At 59.6% G+C, this 17,083-nt stretch carries 11 protein-coding genes and 1 pseudogene; 6 read left to right on the top strand and 6 right to left on the bottom strand.

Translation table 11 applies throughout. The features are described from left to right. Window positions 1-83: 83 nt before the first annotated feature. The 4 genes from AC06G8_RS19850 to AC06G8_RS19835 form a co-directional block, all read right to left on the bottom strand. Entirely contained in the window at window positions 84-1,370 is a 1,287-nt protein-coding gene (locus tag AC06G8_RS19850) for a dicarboxylate/amino acid:cation symporter (protein WP_447662792.1), read from the bottom strand. 56 nt (window positions 1,371-1,426) lie between these two features. After that, the gene (locus AC06G8_RS19845) at window positions 1,427-2,872 is read right to left on the bottom strand and encodes an NAD-dependent malic enzyme (protein WP_480283662.1); all 1,446 of its coding nucleotides are present in this window, start codon (window positions 2,870-2,872) and stop codon (window positions 1,427-1,429) included. Window positions 2,873-3,188: 316 nt separating this feature from the next. After that, the gene (locus AC06G8_RS19840) at window positions 3,189-3,890 is read right to left on the bottom strand and encodes a response regulator (RefSeq protein WP_480285471.1); all 702 of its coding nucleotides are present in this window, start codon (window positions 3,888-3,890) and stop codon (window positions 3,189-3,191) included. Further along, window positions 3,883-5,505: an ATP-binding protein gene (locus AC06G8_RS19835; protein ID WP_447662790.1), complete on the bottom strand. Its 1,623-nt coding sequence runs from the start codon at window positions 5,503-5,505 to the stop codon at window positions 3,883-3,885. The genes AC06G8_RS19840 and AC06G8_RS19835 overlap by 8 nt, the downstream gene beginning before the upstream one ends. A 225-nt stretch (window positions 5,506-5,730) precedes the next feature. Here AC06G8_RS19835 and AC06G8_RS19830 point away from each other — a divergent pair, with 225 nt between their 5' ends. Next, entirely contained in the window at window positions 5,731-6,804 is a 1,074-nt protein-coding gene (locus AC06G8_RS19830) for a DctP family TRAP transporter solute-binding subunit (protein ID WP_480283661.1), read from the top strand. A gap of 374 nt (window positions 6,805-7,178) precedes the next feature. Continuing rightward, the gene (gene udk, locus AC06G8_RS19825) at window positions 7,179-7,802 is read left to right on the top strand and encodes a uridine kinase (protein ID WP_447662788.1); all 624 of its coding nucleotides are present in this window, start codon (window positions 7,179-7,181) and stop codon (window positions 7,800-7,802) included. 225 nt (window positions 7,803-8,027) lie between these two features. Here the strand turns inward: udk and AC06G8_RS19820 are convergent, their stop codons facing one another. Then, entirely contained in the window at window positions 8,028-10,445 is a 2,418-nt protein-coding gene (locus tag AC06G8_RS19820; RefSeq protein ID WP_480283660.1) for an MMPL family transporter, read from the bottom strand. A 95-nt stretch (window positions 10,446-10,540) separates the two neighbouring features. Then, on the bottom strand, window positions 10,541-11,155 hold the full coding sequence (locus tag AC06G8_RS19815; RefSeq protein ID WP_447662786.1) for a TetR/AcrR family transcriptional regulator: 615 nt from the start codon (window positions 11,153-11,155) through the stop codon (window positions 10,541-10,543). A gap of 354 nt (window positions 11,156-11,509) precedes the next feature. Here AC06G8_RS19815 and AC06G8_RS19810 point away from each other — a divergent pair, with 354 nt between their 5' ends. From AC06G8_RS19810 to AC06G8_RS19795, 4 genes and pseudogenes are all read left to right on the top strand, one after another. Next, on the top strand, window positions 11,510-12,427 hold the full coding sequence (locus tag AC06G8_RS19810; RefSeq protein ID WP_447663092.1) for an ABC transporter permease: 918 nt from the start codon (window positions 11,510-11,512) through the stop codon (window positions 12,425-12,427). Between the two features lie 19 nt (window positions 12,428-12,446). Further along, complete coding sequence (locus AC06G8_RS19805; protein ID WP_447662785.1) at window positions 12,447-13,334, top strand: carbohydrate ABC transporter permease; 888 nt, start codon at window positions 12,447-12,449, stop codon at window positions 13,332-13,334. An 84-nt stretch (window positions 13,335-13,418) separates the two neighbouring features. Then, the gene (locus AC06G8_RS19800) at window positions 13,419-15,119 is read left to right on the top strand and encodes a type 2 periplasmic-binding domain-containing protein (RefSeq protein WP_480283659.1); all 1,701 of its coding nucleotides are present in this window, start codon (window positions 13,419-13,421) and stop codon (window positions 15,117-15,119) included. A gap of 108 nt (window positions 15,120-15,227) precedes the next feature. After that, window positions 15,228-17,075 (top strand): annotated as a pseudogene (locus tag AC06G8_RS19795) (sensor histidine kinase); the annotation flags it as partial. Window positions 17,076-17,083: the final 8 nt, after the last annotated feature.

Here is a 17,083-nt window from a genome sequence, read left to right as displayed (position 1 = left end):
AGCATGCCAAAAACCGCAACCCCTCGGGGCTGCGGTTTTTGGCGCGGATCGACCGTTGCTTCCGACTAGCCGTGGAGCAAGCTTCAGGCAGAGACGGCGCGGCTGGACGAAGGGTCGATTTCAGGACTGGCTTCCTTCAGAGGCTGGAACTGGTTTTCGCTCTTGGCGATGACGACGGTAGCGACGGAGTTGCCGATCAGGTTCGTGATGGCGCGTGCCTCCGACATGAAGCGGTCGACGCCGATCAGCAGCGCGATGCCTTCAAGCGGGATCGGCGTGCCGGGCAGTGCGGCCAAGGTGGCCGCAAGAGTGATGAAGCCGGAGCCGGTCACGCCAGCCGCTCCCTTGGAGGTGAGCATGAGCACGCCGAGGAAGGTCACGATCTGGAGCAGAGTCAGCTCGATGCCGTAAGCCTGCGCAATGAAGAGCGCCGCCATCGAGAGGTAGATGCTGGTGCCGTCCAGATTGAAGGAATAGCCGGTCGGGACGACGAGGCCGACGACGGGCTTGGAGCAGCCGTATGATTCCATCTTGTTCATGAGGCGCGGCAGGGCGGACTCCGAGGAGGAGGTGCCGAGCACGAGCAGGATCTCGTCCTTGATGTGGCGGATCAGGCCGAAGATGCTGAATTTGTAGTAGCGGGCGATCAGGCCGAGCACGACGATGATGAACAGGAACATCGTCATGTACGTCGCGAGCATCATTTTGCCCAGCGAGAGAAGGGAGCCGAGACCGAACTTGCCGATCGTATAGGCCATCGCTCCACCCGCTGCGTACGGGGAGAACTTCATGATGATGCCGACGATCTTGAAGAAGATCTCATTCAGCTTCTCGAAAAATTCCGTAACCGGACGGCCCTTGTCGCCGAGCATGGACAGCGCGAGGCCGAACAGGACGGAGAAGAAGAGCACCGGCAGCATCTGGCCGCTCGCCATCGCGGCGATCGCGTTGTCGGGAATGATGCCGAGCAGGAAGTCCTTGAAGCCATGCGAGGTTTCGGACGCCTGCTGCGCATAGCCGGCGACCGCGTCGGCCTTGCTGCCGACGCCCGAGGTGTCGATGCCGTCGCCGGGACGGATCAGGTAGGCGATGGCGATGCCGATCGCCATGGCGAAGGTGGTCACGAGCTCGAAGTAGAGCAGCGCCTTGCCGCCGATCCGGCCGATCTTTTTCATGCTGCCCATGCCCGCGAAGCCGATGACGATCGTGAAGAACACGATCGGCGTGATGACCATCTTGATCAGCTTGATGAAGATGTCGGCGAGCACCTTGAGCGAAGCCCCGAAGCTCGGGAAGAAATACCCGATGGCGATGCCGATCACGATGGCGGTCAGCACCTGGACAGTCAGGTTTCTGAAGTTGATTTTCATCGGAACCCCTCTTTCTTGTCTGGTCGGTTGTCAGGCTTGGATACGGACGGTTCCCTTCAAATAGGCGTTGGAGCCGAAGCTTTCGGCTTGGAGGGGGTCTCCTTGCGGGCGACGCCGGAGGCGTATGCGGCTTCGATGACCGCCTCGCGCACCTTCTCCACGACCTGATGGTTGAATACGCTCGGAATGATGTACTGCTCGTTCAGCTCCTCGTCCGTCACGACAGAAGCGATCGCCTTGGCGGCGGCCAGCTTCATCTCCTCCGTCACGCGGGAGGCGCGGCAGTCGAGGATGCCGCGGAAGATGCCCGGGAAGCAGAGCACGTTGTTGATCTGGTTCGGATAGTCGGAGCGGCCCGTCGCCATGACGCGGACGTAAGGCTCGGCCTCCTCCGGCAGAATCTCAGGAGTCGGGTTCGCCATCGCGAAGACGATCGGGTCGGCGGCCATTTTTTTCAAGTCGTCCGTCTTCAGCACGCCGGGCCCGGAGACGCCGATGAAGATGTCCGCGCCTTCAATGACATCGGAGAGGCTGCCTTCGAGACGGCCAGGGTTCGTGTTGTCGGCATACCATTGCCAGTATTCGTTGGCGTAGCTCTTACCGGGGACAAGGGCGCCTTCGCGGTCCACGCCGACGATGTTGGCGACGCCGGCGGCCATAAGCATTTTGGAGCAGGCTGTGCCGGCGGCGCCGATGCCGCAAACGACGACCTTGCATGACTGCAGCGTCTTGCCGATGAGCTTGACGGCATTCAGCAAGCCGGCCAGCAGCACGACGGCCGTGCCGTGCTGGTCGTCATGGAAGACGGGGATATCGAGCTCCTCGGCCAGGCGCCGCTCGATCTCGAAGCAGCGGGGGGCGGAGATGTCCTCCAGATTGATGCCGCCGAAGGTCGGGGAGAGAGCCTTGACGATCGCGATGATTTCTTCGGTATCCTGGGTTTTCAGGCAGATCGGGAACGCATCCACCCCGGCGAACTGCTTGAACAGGACGGCCTTGCCTTCCATGACCGGCATTGCGGCTTCCGGCCCGATGTTGCCGAGGCCGAGCACGGCGGAGCCGTCGGAGACGACCGCGATCGTGTTGCGCTTGATCGTCAGCGTATGGGCGCGGGACGGCTTCTCATGGATGGCCATGCATACTCTAGCGACTCCGGGCGTGTAGACGCGGGACAGATCGTCGCGGTTTTTGATCGGCGTCTTGGGCGTCGTCTCGATCTTGCCTCCGATATGAAGCAGGAACGTCTGGTCGGACACCTGCAGCACGCGGACGCCGGGAAGCTGGCCGACAGCGGACGCGATCCGGTCGGCATGGCTCTGGTCGTACACGTTGACGGTCAGGTCGCGCACCGTGGAGGCGGAATCGGAGCGCGTGACGTCGATCGCGACGATATCGCCGCCGGTATCCCCGATGACCGTGGCGATCTGGGCGAACGAAGCGGTGGCCCGGCTGAGCTCCAGCCGGAGAATGATCGGTGTTGAAGCGCCTGTAGGTATGGACATGGGACTGCACATCCTTTGCATCTGAAGGTTCGGTTCATGGGTTCTTTCTGTGACAGGGATACTGGCCGTTATGTGCTCGCAAGCTCGTTCTAGTGTTCGCGCCACACTTCTGTTTTCATGATACCGCTTTCATTTGAAAGCGCTAGCATACGGTCATAATGGTTGTTTTGGTCTTTATGGTCATGAAGGGGATGGGGCGTGGAGGAGGGGAAGAGAGAAGGCGGAGAGCGGAACTTTGCTGCTGTGCCGCTATGGCATCACGATAAAAAACCCGCAGCCAGGGTTGGCTGCGGGTCGCATGAATATCAGATTTTGTTCAGCGAATTGTGTTCAGAGAATAAAGGTTGACCGGCCTGCCGACGCCGTATTGAAGCTGGAGGGTGACCTGGCCGCTCTTGGCCAGATGCTCCAAATACCGTCTGGCCGTGACACGGGCAATGCCAACGTTTTCAGCGACGCTCTCGGCCGATACGGCTTCCGGCTGAAGCCCGAGATAGCGGATAATCTGCGCCAGCGTCGCTGCCTGGAGCCCCTTGGGAAGGCTGTCCCCAGTACTGGAAGGAGGGGCTGAAGCCGCAAGGTCCGAGCCTGAGCCGTGCAGATACCGATCCAGCTCGCCCTGATCCAGCTCCCCGCCGGAGCCAAGCTGCTCGCGGCGCTGGAGCCAGCGCAGGAGAGCTTCCCGCACGCGCTCCGCCTTGAACGGCTTCATGATGTAGTCGTCCGCTCCGCCCTGCACCATGGAGCGGATCGTGTCCCGGTCGTTGGCGGCGCTGATGACGATGACTCCGGCCGCATGGCCTTCGCTGCGCAGCTGCCGAAGCGTCTGGATGCCGTCCAGTCCGGGCATGTAAATGTCGAGGATGACCATGTCCGGATTCATTCGGCGGATCAGCTCCATGCCTTCCAGTCCGCCGGAAGCGGTGCCGACGACGCGGAAGCCTTCCACCGATTCCACGAACTGCCGGTTGACCTCGCGGACCATGGGATCGTCTTCGATTAGGATGACTTCAACCATCTTCATGTTCGCTCCTTCCTGTTTCCAGCTGCCTCTCCTCCGCCATGGGGAAGAACAGCGTGATGGACGTGCCTGCTCCGGGCGCGGATTCGACCTGGATCGTTCCGCCGCCCTTCTCCGCGATGCCTGCGATCAGATGCATGCCGATGCCCCGGCCGTCTCCCGGCTTGGTGCTGAAGCCGCGCTCGAACATGCGGCGGCGGACATGCTCATCCATGCCGCAGCCGTTGTCCTCTACGAGCAGAGACAGCTGCTCGTCGTCCTGCTCCAGGCTGACGAGCACGCGCCTGGGCTCAGGAGCCTCCGCCAGCGAATCGAAGGCATTCTCGATCAGATTGCCAAGCAGGACGACGAAATCATGATGGTCGAGATGCTCCGGGAAACGCTGCAGCCGGCTGTGGGGATCGATCTGCACGTCGATGCCGAGCTCCTGGCCGCGGCTGATTTTGCCGAGCAGCAATCCGGTCAGGCTGTCATGGAAAAACCGGGTGCCGAGGAACCGGTTCAGCTCTTCGCGCTCGCCCGACATGCGGAACAGATAGTCGAGCGCCTGCTCGCCCTGCCCGAGCTGGATCAGCCCTCCGATCGTATGCAGCCGGTTCATATACTCGTGGTTCTGGACCCTCACCGTGTCCACGAACGCCTTTACCCCAGTCAGCTCCTCCGCCATCCGGGCCACCTCGGTCCGGTCCTGGAAGATGGCTACGGCGCCGACGGTATGTCCCTGCACACGGATCGGTACGCGGTTGCTGACAATATGCTTGCCGCCGATGAAGATTTCCTGCTGGTAGACCGGAGCATCAAGCTCCAGAATCTCCGGCAGCCGGGTATCGGGGAGAACCTCGCGGATAGGACGTCCGACCACTTCGCCGTCGATATGGAAGATCTGGCGCGCCCGCTCGTTGAAGACGGCGATCCGCTCGTCGTTGTGGATGGCGATGACGCCCTCGTGCATCGCATGGAAGGTCGCATCCCGCTCCACCAGCAGCCGGGCGATCTCCAGCGGCTCCATGTCGAACATATCCTTCTTGATCTGCCTAGCCAGCGCCCATGAGCCGGCGAGGCCGACCAGCAGCGACAGCAGCAGAATGGCGGAGATCTGCCCGGCGAAGGGCAGAATGACCTCTCCGGGAGAGGGGAGGACGCGTCCTGCGAGCACGGTGCCGATCTGCATATGCGAGTTGTCCATGACCGGGACAAAAGCGCGCAGCGCGGTTCCGAGCTCGCCCTTCGCCTTGGAGACATAGCTGTGCTCGGCGAATGCCGGCCCTTCGTCTGTTCCCCGGGAATAGGTGCCGACACGGTCCGGTACCGGATGCGACAGCCGCTTATGCTGCATGTCCATGACCACCACATAGGTGGCGTCATGGATGATGCCGATCCGTTCGGCGGCCTCCCGCAGCTGGGGCTGCCGGGCTTCCTCCTCCAGCCCGGCGGCGATCTCGGGCAGCCGAGCCGCCGTCCTGGCTGTGACGAGCAGCCGTCTGCCGAGCTCCTCCTCCTGCAGATGGAGGATGCTGCCGACCGCTACGCCGCCGCCGGCTATGAGCGCGAACAGCACGACGCCGAAGGAGAGCAGGGCGATTTTCCAGTTGATTTTGAGCTGCTTGAGCATGGTCGGGCCTGTCTCCTTGCGGGATGGAATAGGGTCTATAAGCAATTTCCCCTCATCATACACCAGAGCAAGAGGCCTGCAAACCTGCGGCGATACCGAGGGCGGGCTTCTCCAACAGCCGTCAGGTAGGATAAGATGAGGTTCATGAAGATGTGGATTAGGGCTGAGGACAAGGCTGAGATGAGGACGAGATGAGGACGAAATGAGGACGGGAGGCGGGGAGGAATGAGCAGAAGGTTCAGGCTGTGGGGCGGCGGTCTGCTGCTGGCGGCGGCTGCCGTGCTGTCCATGTTCTGGCTTGGAGGGTACAAGCTGCCCGGCCCGCTGCCGGTGGACGACGAGCAGACGGGCTTCAGCGGCAGGCATGTCATCAAGTTCAGCTACGTCGTGGCGGAGAATACGCCCAAGGGACTGGCCGCGCAGCGGTTCGCGGATCTGGTGGAGGAGAAGTCCGGCGGCAAGGTGCAGGTGCAGTTGTTCCCGAACGGAACGCTGTTCACGGAGCCGGACGAGCAGGCCGCTCTGGCTCGCGGGGATGTGCAGATGATCGCGCCTGCCTTTTCCAATCTGTCGACCCGGATGCCGGAGTGGAGCGTCATGGACTTGCCCTTCGCCTTCCGCACGGAAGAAGCGGTGGAGGAGGCATTCAGCGGCGAGGTCGGCTCGCTGCTGTTCAAGCGGCTGGAGAGCAGGGGCATGATCGGCCTTGCCTTCTGGGGCAACGGGTTCAAGCAGATGACGGCGAGCGATAAGCCCCTTGCGCATCCCGAGGATTTCAGCGGCATGAAGTTCCGCATCCTGCCGGGCCCGATCGTTGATGCCCAGTTCCGGGCTTTGGGCGCCTCGACGGCGGACATTCCGTTCAACAGCGTGTACAAGGCTTACGAGAGCGGCAGCGTCGACGGCGGGGAGAACACGATCACGAATATTTACAGCAAGAAGTTCTACCAGGTGCAGAAATACATGACGGTCAGCAACCACGCCTATCTCGGGTACGCCGTGCTGATGAACCGCTCCTTCTGGGAAAGCCTGCCGCCGGATGTGCAGGCCATCATTCAGGAGGCGATGCGGGAGACGACCGGCTGGGCCAACAAGAGCGCGCGTGAGATGAGCCGCAAGGAGCTCGCGGAAATGCGGAGCGGCCGCTGGATGAACATCGTCGATCTGCAGGAGCCGGAGCGACGGGAGTGGATGGCTCTGTGGGAGCCGCTGTACGGACAGGCGGAGAAGCTCGCGGGACGGGAGCTGATGGATGCGGTGCGGCGGCTGCGGAGCAAGTATGGGGGCGGGGAGGGATGAGAATTCAGCTTGCTGGTTTAGAGTAAAATAATGGGCAGCGGCTTAGTCATATTTGACATGGTATCCTTGTTTATGAGGTTTACATTTTTTGGTTTGAAAGCCTACTCGGGACAAGGAGTTTTAAGGTGTGCGACCGCTTCCCGTGCGGGAGCACGGATTGAATATCCAGATGAGAAATAGGGTTTAAATAGGAAGGTTTTCCCCTCCTTTATCCTTGTGTGATCAAAAGTTGGAAAAGCGGATCGCACCGGATTTGTCCAATCCCAGAACTTACCGCTCCCAGGCTCCAAAACATGATTTCCAACGGATGAAAAAATCCTCCCGCTGTGCTAAACTAACGGAATTGCATGTAATTTGGGGGGTAACAAGGCTTTATGCTTATCATAGGAATCGCCGGCGGCACAGGCTCGGGCAAAACGACCGTCGCCCGCTCCGTCATCGACCGGATGGGACCGGGCAAAGTGACATTCATCTCGCAGGACAACTACTATAAGGATCACTCGGAGCTCAGCATGAGCGAGAGGGAGAAGATCAATTACGATCATCCCTTCGCGTTCGACAACGAGCTGCTCATCGAGAATCTCAAAACGCTGAAGCAGGGGCTGAGCGCCCAGGCTCCCGTCTACGACTTCACGGTCCACGCACGCCGCACGGACAAGTCCGTCGAGCTGAAGCCGAGCAATATCGTCATCATCGAGGGGCTGCATGTGCTCTCCGACGAGAATCTGCGCGAGCTGCTGGATATCAAGGTGTTCGTGGACACCGATCCGGACGTCCGCATTCTGCGCCGCGTGCTGCGCGACATCGAGGAGCGGGGCCGGACGATCCACTCCATCCACGATCAGTATCTCAATACGGTCAAGCCGATGCATGAAGCGTTCATCGAGCCGTCCAAGAAGTACGCCGACATCATCATTCCCGAAGGCGGCCACAACGAAGTCGGCATCGAGCTGCTCTCGGTGCTGACCGAAAAATACCTGCACGGCAGCCGCAAGTAATCATCCTGCCTGATCCGGCAGCCGGCGCGAACCGGCTCTGCCCTTTAAGCCTCCCAGCCGGGAGGCTTTTTTGCGCCCTGAGACCGATTCTCGTCGATCGGTTTTTTGTTTCATGCCCTGATCTTTTAAGCCCTTTAAAAATGCACCCCCTAAAGGTTCAAAGGCCAACACCGGAGTGTTGGCCTTTGTCCTTTTACAGAAGGTGCCTTTGTCTTTTTTACGACCTCAAATGCGATCATGACCTTGAACGGCTGCATGGTGTGCAGCCTGTTCCTTGGCGTTCAGCCGGGCGATCAGCTTGTCGCCCTCGACGTCGAGGTTCGGCAGCATGCGGTCGAGCCACTTCGGAAGCTTCCAGGCCGCGTCTCCGAAGATGGCCATGACGGCGGGCACGAGCGTCATGCGGATGATGAAGGCGTCGATCAGGATGCCTGCCGCGAGCGCAAAGCCGATCTGCTTGATCATGATATCCGGCGCGAAGATGAATCCGGCGAATACGGACACCATGATGACGGCGGCCGCCACGACGACGCGGCTTGACTGCTCGTAGCCGTGCATGACGCTGTCCGTTCCTTTATGTCCGTGGACATACGATTCCCGCATGGAGCTGACGAGGAACACCTGGTAGTCCATCGCGAGGCCGTACAGGATGCCGGTCACCATGATCGGCATGAAGCTGAGCAGCGGGCCGCCGGTGTCGAAGCCGAAGATGGAATGTAGCCAGCCCCATTGGTAGACGGCGGTGGTGATGCCGAACGTGGCCAGCACGCTGAGCAGGAAGCCGACCGTAGCTTTGATCGGAACGATGATCGAACGGAACACGAGCAGGAGAATGATCACCGACAGAATCACGATAATGAGGATGTAGGTTGGGAATACATCGGCCAGCTTGGAGGACATGTCGATGTTGATGGCCGTGAAGCCGGTGACGCCGATCGTGACATGGTTCTCCTTCGCGACGGCGGAGTCGGGAGCGCGGAGCTCCTGGACGAGAGTCCGGGTTGCCGCGTCGGTCGGTCCCGTGGTCGGGATGACGCTGATGATGCCGATGTCGCCGGTCTTGTTGATGCCCATCGGAGAGACGAGAGCGGCGCCCTCCTGGCCTTGAAGCCCTTGGACCAGCTTGTTCAAGCCCTCGGGCGTGATGCGTCCCGAATCGGAATCAGGCTCCGCGACCAGAAGGAGCGGGCCGTTGTAGCCTTCCCCGAAGCCGTCGGAGATGGCGTCGTAGCTCTGCCTGACGGGGGTGTCCAGATTGGCGGTCGCTCCGGAGGGAATGCCCATCTCCATCTTGGCGACCGGAATCGCGGCAACGCCGAGCACGGCCACGACTCCAATCACGACGAGCCAACGGGCCTTGACGACTCCTTTAGCCCAGCGATGCGCGAAGCCGTGGCGCTTTTTGGACGAAGCGGCATTTTTTGCACGCGCCTTGGGCGAGACGATCTTTTCGCCGATCAGGCCAAGCAGCGCAGGCAGCAGCGTCAGGGAGAGCAGGACGTTGACGAAGACGGCCGCAGCGGCGACCAGCGCCATCGCGGACAGGAAGGCGATGCCGATGACGAGCATGCCGCACAAGGCGATGATGACGGTCAAGCCGGCGAAGAAGACCGCGCTGCCGGCGGTGCCGACGGATCGGCTGGCCGCTTCGCGAGCGCTGAGGCCCTGATCGAGCATCATCCGCCGCTGGCGATTGACGATGAACAGCGAGTAGTCGATGCCGACGGCCAGGCCGACCATGAGCGCCAGCACCGGCGTAATATCGGTCATCGGGATGAATTTGGAGAAGGCGAACGCAGCGCCGACGCTGATCCCTACTCCGAGCAGGGCGGACAGCAGCGGCAGTCCGGCGGCGACGACCGAGCCGAGGGTCATCAGCAGGACGACGGCGGCAACCGCTACGCCGATGGCTTCCGTGGAGCCGATGGCAGGCTTGCCCGTCAGAGAGTCGCTGGGAAGGGCGGTGATGCCGGAGCCGTTCTGCTCGACGGTATCGATGGCTGCGATCACGCTGTCCGTCACCGACTTGGGCAGCGAGGTCTGCTGCACGGTGAACTGGAACTGGAACATCGCCACGCTGCCGTCGGCGGACAGCATGACGCCGGGCAGCGGCGCGCCGTCGATCATCATAGGACCATAGGCGGGCGCGGCGCTCTGAGTCTGCCCGCTGCCTGTATCGGCGGCGGCGTCTCCTGCCTGGCTCTGCCCGCCGCCAGCTGCGTCCGCCGCACCAGCCGCACCCGTGGCATCAGCCGCAGGAGAGTCTCCTGCCTGGCCTTGCGCCGAAGCAGCGGCCGCTGCTTGCGCAGCCAGCTCGGCGGGATTGATGACATAGTCGAGCTGATACACGTCGTTGATTGCTTTTTGGATCTGGCCGGACCGCTCCGGTGTATCGAGGCGTTCGCCTTTGGGGGCGGTGAACACGACGCTGGCTTGTCCGCCGGATGCCTCCGGCAGCTCCTTTTGCAGCTGATCCAGCACCTTCTGCGATTCCGTGCCTTCGATTTTCATCTCGGAGGTGACGTGGATGCCGTTGATTCCAAGCAGAGCGAGGACGACGCCGAGAATCGCGATCCAGCTCAGGATGAATCGCCATGGCTTGTCGTAGGCGGACTTCCCCGCCTGATAAAGAAAAGTGGACATATGTAGCAGATCTCTCCTTTTGGTTGAACGAGATGAAGGACGCGGACTGGATGAACAAGGTGAACAAAGTGGATGAACGAGATGAATGAAGGAGACTAGAAGCCGCCCCGCAAGTAACCGAAGGCCGTGTCCAAATAATGCTCGAACGATACCGCATCAGACGCGCCGGTCTCCGGCTCGTCCGGCAGAAGGACGTCAATGCTCCCGTCGATCAGAGGGAGAACGGCTCCGTACAGAGCTCCGGCAAGGAGATGGGAGTAGACGTCGGGATATCTTCCGCGAGAGATGCCGTTCAAGGTCGTTTGCGCCTCCAGCTGCAATCGGCGAAGCAGGCTGAGGATATAGGGCTCCAGGGTAGGCGAGCGCTTGGACAGCGATACGAGAGCACGCAATTTCCGGATCAGCTCGGCCGTAAGCCGCATCTTCATCAGCCGGAAAAGAACGTCGAGCGGATGAGAGCCTTCGGGCAGCGTCTTCAGCATATCCATAGGTTCTTGCTTCTCTTTGAAGGCGAAGGCCGCCATGACGACCGCTTCTTCCTTGCAGGCAAAATAATTCGCAAACGTTCTTCTGGAGTAGCCGGCGCGGCGCGCGATATCATCGACCACAAAGCCGTCCAGTCCATGCTCCAGAGCCAGCTCGAAAGCCGATTCTGCCAGAGCGTGGGCGGTCGCTTCTTTCTTCAAGTCCCGTAGGGTAGGTTTGTCCATGGCTATGCGTTTATGCGCACACCTCGCTTTCCTGAGACGGTCCTGGCTCGCCAAGAGGAAACCGTATATAAATAGTATTGCCCATCGGGCAAACATGCACAATGGGCAAGATGTTGCAGAATCATGTCTTTTTTATTAAGGGAGGAAAGAGGGATCGCGCCAGACGAATGGGTGAAGGATGGGTTGGAAACCGATTCTCGGCTGGATTCCACCTGAAAAATAGTAACCTTACCTAGAATCTGGCACCTGTTCATGTTCAATTCAAGCGCTTACAATGAGGACAGTCAACGGAGGTGCAAGGCAATGAAGTCAGAAGCTCAGGTGAAGGCCCCGACCGTAAGGTCCGCCGCAGGCATGGGTAGAGGGCAGAAATGGCTTAGAAGGCTGTACAGCCAAAGGTATTTGCAGATCATGGCGCTGCTCGGCGTCGCTTGGATGATCGTGTTCAACTACATTCCGATGTACGGAATCATCATTGCCTTCAAGGAATACGACATCATTTTCCCGATGTCCATGGCGCCTTGGGTCGGTCTCGACAATTTCAGGGAATTCCTGAACGACGACATGCTGCTGACCGTCATCAAGAATACGCTCGGCATCAGCTTGATCAAGCTGATCGTAGGATTCCCGCTTCCGATCGTTTTTGCCCTATTGCTCAATGAAGTCAGGTCCGTCCTGTTCAAGAAATGGACCCAGACGATCACCTACCTGCCGCACTTTCTGAGCTGGGTCATCCTCGGCGGCATCCTCGCCACCTGGCTGTCCGATGTCGGCGTCATCAACAAGATATTGCTGTCATTGAATGTAATCGATTCACCTATAACTTATCTGGCCGAGCCGAAGTATTTCTGGTCCATCATCATCGTCTCGGATATATGGAAGGAGCTCGGCTGGTCGGCGATCATCTATCTCGCAGCCATCAGCAGCGTGTCTCCCGAGCTGTACGAGGCGGCGACGATCGACGGAGCGGGGCGGTTCCAGAAAATGCGCAACATCACGCTGCCCTCCATCATGGGCACGATCACGATCCTGTTCATCCTGGCGGTCGGCAACGTCCTGAACTCCAACTTCGACCAGATTCTCGTGCTGCGCAACCAGCTCAACGCCGATGCGAGTACGGTAATCGATTATTACGTGTACCAGACCGGCCTGATCGACAACCGCTTCTCCTACTCGACGGCGGTCAACTTGATCAAGTCCGTCATCGCCCTCATTCTGCTCGTCGGGGCGAACTTCGTCACCAAGAAGCTCAACAACAACTCGCTGTTCTAAGAGGAGGTCCGTGACTACCATGTTTACCCTAAAAAGGCAAAGCCCCGGCGAAACGGCCTTCGGCATCGTCAACGGTTTCCTGATGCTCGTCATCTGCTTCCTGACGCTGTATCCGATCTGGTATGTCCTGGTCAACGCCTTCAATGATGGAGCGGACGGGATGCGCGGCGGCATCTACTGGTGGCCGCGGCAGTTCAGCCTGGACAGCTTCGGAGCCGTCTTCCGCAGCCAGGGCATCATGACCGCCATGGGCATCACGGTGGCCAAGACGCTTCTCGGGGTTCCCATCCACGTCCTGTTCACGGCAATGGTCGCCTATGCCGTAAGCCGAAGGGAACTCATCGGCCGCAATGTGTACATGATCATCGGCACGATCACGATGTTCTTCGGAGGCGGCCTGATTCCATACTACCTGCTGATCCGCGACCTCCACATGCTGGACAACTTCCTTGTCTACATCATTCCGGCGGCGTTCAGCTTTTTCGACCTCATCATCTTCCTCAGCTTCTTCCGGGAAATTCCGGCCGGGCTGGAGGAGGCGGCGAGGATCGACGGAGCCAACGACTTCACGATCTTCCTGAAGGTGGTCATTCCGGTCTCGATGCCGGTCGTCGTCACCATCGCCCTGTTCCACGGGGTGTACCAGTGGAACGATTACTTCACGGGGATGATCTACATGAACAATATGGACCTGCAGCCGATCCAGACGTTCCTGTACCGGGTCGTCGCCCAGTCCAGCTCGAACCAGATGCTGGGGGCCATGCCGAGCGGGGTCACGCAGACCGTGACCAGCCAGTCGCTGAAGCTGGCGACGATGGTCGTCACGACCGCGCCGATCGTATGCGTGTATCCGTTCCTGCAGAAGTACTTCGTCAAAGGCTTCATGGTCGGTTCCCTCAAGGGCTGACGTCAACGGGATTATCCGTTCCGCGCCGAGCGGGATTGATAATATAGATCGCACTCATCAACCATAGAAAAGGGGCAACTTTCAATGGGAACTACGCGTAAGGTGGCAACAACGCTTCTGGCGCTGGCCATGACCTTCTCCGTCGCTGCCTGCTCCGGCGGCAGCAATAATGCCGGCAGCAACAACAAGGGAGCTGACGGATCCGCATCGCCGGCACCGTCGGCACCGGCAGCCAACACGGAAGCATCGACATCCCCGGCTCCGGCAGCTAGCGACGAGCCGGCCTGGAAGCAGGACACCTCGCCGATCACGTTCGACTGGTACATGAACTTCAGCTGGTTCAACAAGAAATGGGGCGGCGACGCCACAGCCGAGTACATCACCAAGAAAACCGGCGTCAAGCTGAACTTCATCGTGCCGGCCGGCAACGAGAACGAGAAGCTGAACACGCTGATGGCTTCCGGCTCGCTGCCTGACTTCATCACGCTCGGCTGGTACGAGGAAGGCGTCCGCAAGATGATCGAGGGCAAGCTGGTGCTGCCGCTCAACGAGCTGGCGAAGGAATACGATCCATACTTCTTCAAGGTTGCGGACCCGGCCAAGGTGGGCTGGTATACGAAGGATGACGGCAATATATACGGCTACCCGAACGCATCGTCGTCCCCGGCCGACTACGAGAAATATGGAGAGAACTTCACGTCCAACCAGACCTTCGCCGTCCGCAAGGATATGTACGAGGCGCTCGGCAAGCCGGATATGAGCACGCCGGAAGGATTCTTGAATGCGCTTAAAATGGCCAAGGAGAAATTCCCGGATGTGAACGGCCAGCCGCTCATTCCGCTCGGCCTGCATGAATTCACGGAGACGGGCAACTACTCGCTTGAAGGCTACCTCCAGAACTTCCTGGCCATTCCTCAGGTGAAGGACGGCAAGCTGTATGACCGCCGCCAGGATCCGGAATACCTCAAATGGCTGAAAGTATTCCGCCAGGCGAACCAGGACGGCCTGCTGGCGAAGGACATCTTCATCGACAAGCGTCCGCAAATGGAAGAAAAGATCGCCCAAGGCCGCTACTTCGCGATGCTGTACCAGCGCTCCGACTTCGCGGCGCAGAACACGCAGCTGTTCCAGAAGGATCCGAACATGGTCTACATCGCCGTGGACGGACCGAAGAACGCAGCCGGCGAGCAGCCGACGCTGTCCGGTCCTGGCATCTCCGGCTGGACGGTCACGCTGATCTCCAAAAACGTCAAGGACAAGAAACGCGCCATCGCTTTCCTCAGCTACCTGATGAGCGAAGAAGGCAATAAAGATATGTATCTTGGTGAGAAAGGCGTAACCTATGATACAATCGACGGCAAAGACCAGTTCAAGCCGGAAGTGCTGGACCTGCTCAACAAGGACCGCACGGCGTTCGACCAGAAATACGGCGCTTCGTACACGTACTGGATGCTCATGGACACGAACATGAACCTGCAGTGGGCGCCTCCTAGCGTCGAGCCTTCCAAGCAGATGGAAGACTGGACGAAGGGCAAGTCGATCAGCATGGCCGAATACGACAACCTCGACCCGGCAGCTACGAGCAAGGAAGGCGTCGCCGGAAGCAAGAACGCCCGCGCATGGGGCAAGGCTCTGCCTAAGATGCTGCTGGCGAAGTCCGATGCCGAGTTCGACGAGATCTTCAACAAGTACCTGAAAGACCGCAACGAACAGGAAGCGATCGATGCTTTCCGTCAATCCGCATTCGAGTCCAACCTGAAAAAGCTTGAATCCTTCGGCAAATGATTCATCCGGCTCTGGCCGATAAAGGTTGACCATCAAGCCTGGCCGTCCGCTTCCTTCCGAGGCGGATGACCGGGCTTGTACCATCATGAGGCAGGATGTGAAGGCAGCATGGCGAGAGCGGGAAGGCAGTTGACGGCAAAAGTTCGGGAGTACGCGGGCAGTCTGCCCCTGCAGGTGAAGCTGATCGCTTCATTCGTGCTCATCATTATCGTGCCGGTGGTGCTGTTCGCCTGGTATACGCTCCGCGGGGTGTCCGACTACTCGATTCGGGAGCTGACCAAGAAGAACGAGAGCATCCTTGACATCGAGAAGACGAATATCCGCAACAATATGGAGCTGATGGAATGGACGGGCCAGATGGCCTTGTCCAACCGGGAGATGGTCGACTATCTCCAGACGCAGGAGGATATGGATACCGCCTGGCTGCTGGAGTTCAAGACCAAGACGTTCAGCATGTTCCAGAATTTCCTGTTCAACAACCCGCGCATCGCCAACATCCGGCTGTTCAACAACAATCCGTACGTGCATGAGTTCTGGCCGGTCATCCTCAATGAAAGCCGGATCAAAACCAAGTATTGGTACGACACGGTCAAGCAGCAGAAGGGCATGGTCTGGTGGGAGCTGCAAAAGGACCGTTCCGTCCTCACCAATTCGACTGCCGGTCCCTTTGTGGAAATTCCGTACGTGTCCCTTCTCCGGGAATTCAAATACCCCGACGACACGACCCACAACGGCATCCTGGAAGTCAGCATGGAGCTGGAGAACTTCTTCAACAAGACGTTCGGCAGCGTCCAGGATCCGACCTCGCGGCTGCTGGTGGTGGGGCGCAACGGCGTCTTGTACACCGACAGGGGAGCGCCGATCTATGGGAGCAGCACGCCGGAGAGCCTGCTGAAGCATGTGAAGCTGACGGATTCGGAAGCCAACGTCATCTCGGCCTTCTCGGAGGGAGGCCAATCCTATCTGGCGCTGCACACGTACATCCCGATGCTGGACGTCCATCTCGTCAATCTCGTCAACCGGACGGACACGCTGGCCGACATCCAGAGAACGCGCGGCAACCTCGTCATCATGATCGTGGTGCTCGTCGCCGTCCTCAGCCTGCTGTCCTATTTCATGCAGTCGATCATTCTGAAGCGCCTGCGCGTCCTGAGGGATTCCATGAAAAAGGTGCGCAGCGGCGACTTCCACGTGGACGTGCCCGTGACGGGCAGCGACGAGGTCGGCGAGCTCGGCCATCATTACCGGCAGCTGCTGAAGAAGATCAACGAGCTGATCGTCGACCAGGTCAACCGGCAGGCGGCCTCCAAGGAGGCGGAGCTGCGATCGCTCAAAAACCAGATCGATTCGCATTTCCTCTACAACACGCTGGAGAACCTCAAGATGCTGGCGGAAATCGAAGGCCAGTACACGATATCCGATTCCTTGACATCGCTCGGCGGCATGATGCGGTACAGCCTCCAATGGACGAGGGGGCATGTGCGGCTGCGGGACGAGATCCAGCATATCCAGAATTACATGGCGATCATGAACGTCCGCTATGACGGCCGGCTCGAGCTCAAGCTGGATATTCCGCCGGAATGCATGGACCAGGAAGTGCTCAAGATGTCGCTCCAGCCAATCGTGGAGAATGCCGTCAAGCATGGAATGAACAGCGACTCCGGCAGCGGAAGGCTGACCGTTATCGTCTCCGCGTCGATCCGGATGAACGAGTGCGTCATCGAAGTGACCGATTCGGGAGCGGGCATTCCGGAGGAGAAGCTGCGCATGCTTACAGGCATGCTGCGAATGGATGAAGCTGATTACCAGGAGCTGAGGAGCCGCGTGCAGACGGGCAGCCGTGAAGGAAGCGGCATCGGGCTGCGGAATGTGGACCATAGGCTCGTCATGAGCTATGGCCGGGAGTACGGCATCCGGATCGAGAGCATCGAGGGCAGCTTTACGAAGGTGGTCATGACGCTGCC

It is taken from the genome of Paenibacillus sp. SJS-P3 (assembly GCF_056711585.1).
The sequence above is the reverse complement of the archived record's forward strand: the minus strand, read 5'-3'. Positions and strand labels throughout refer to the sequence as shown.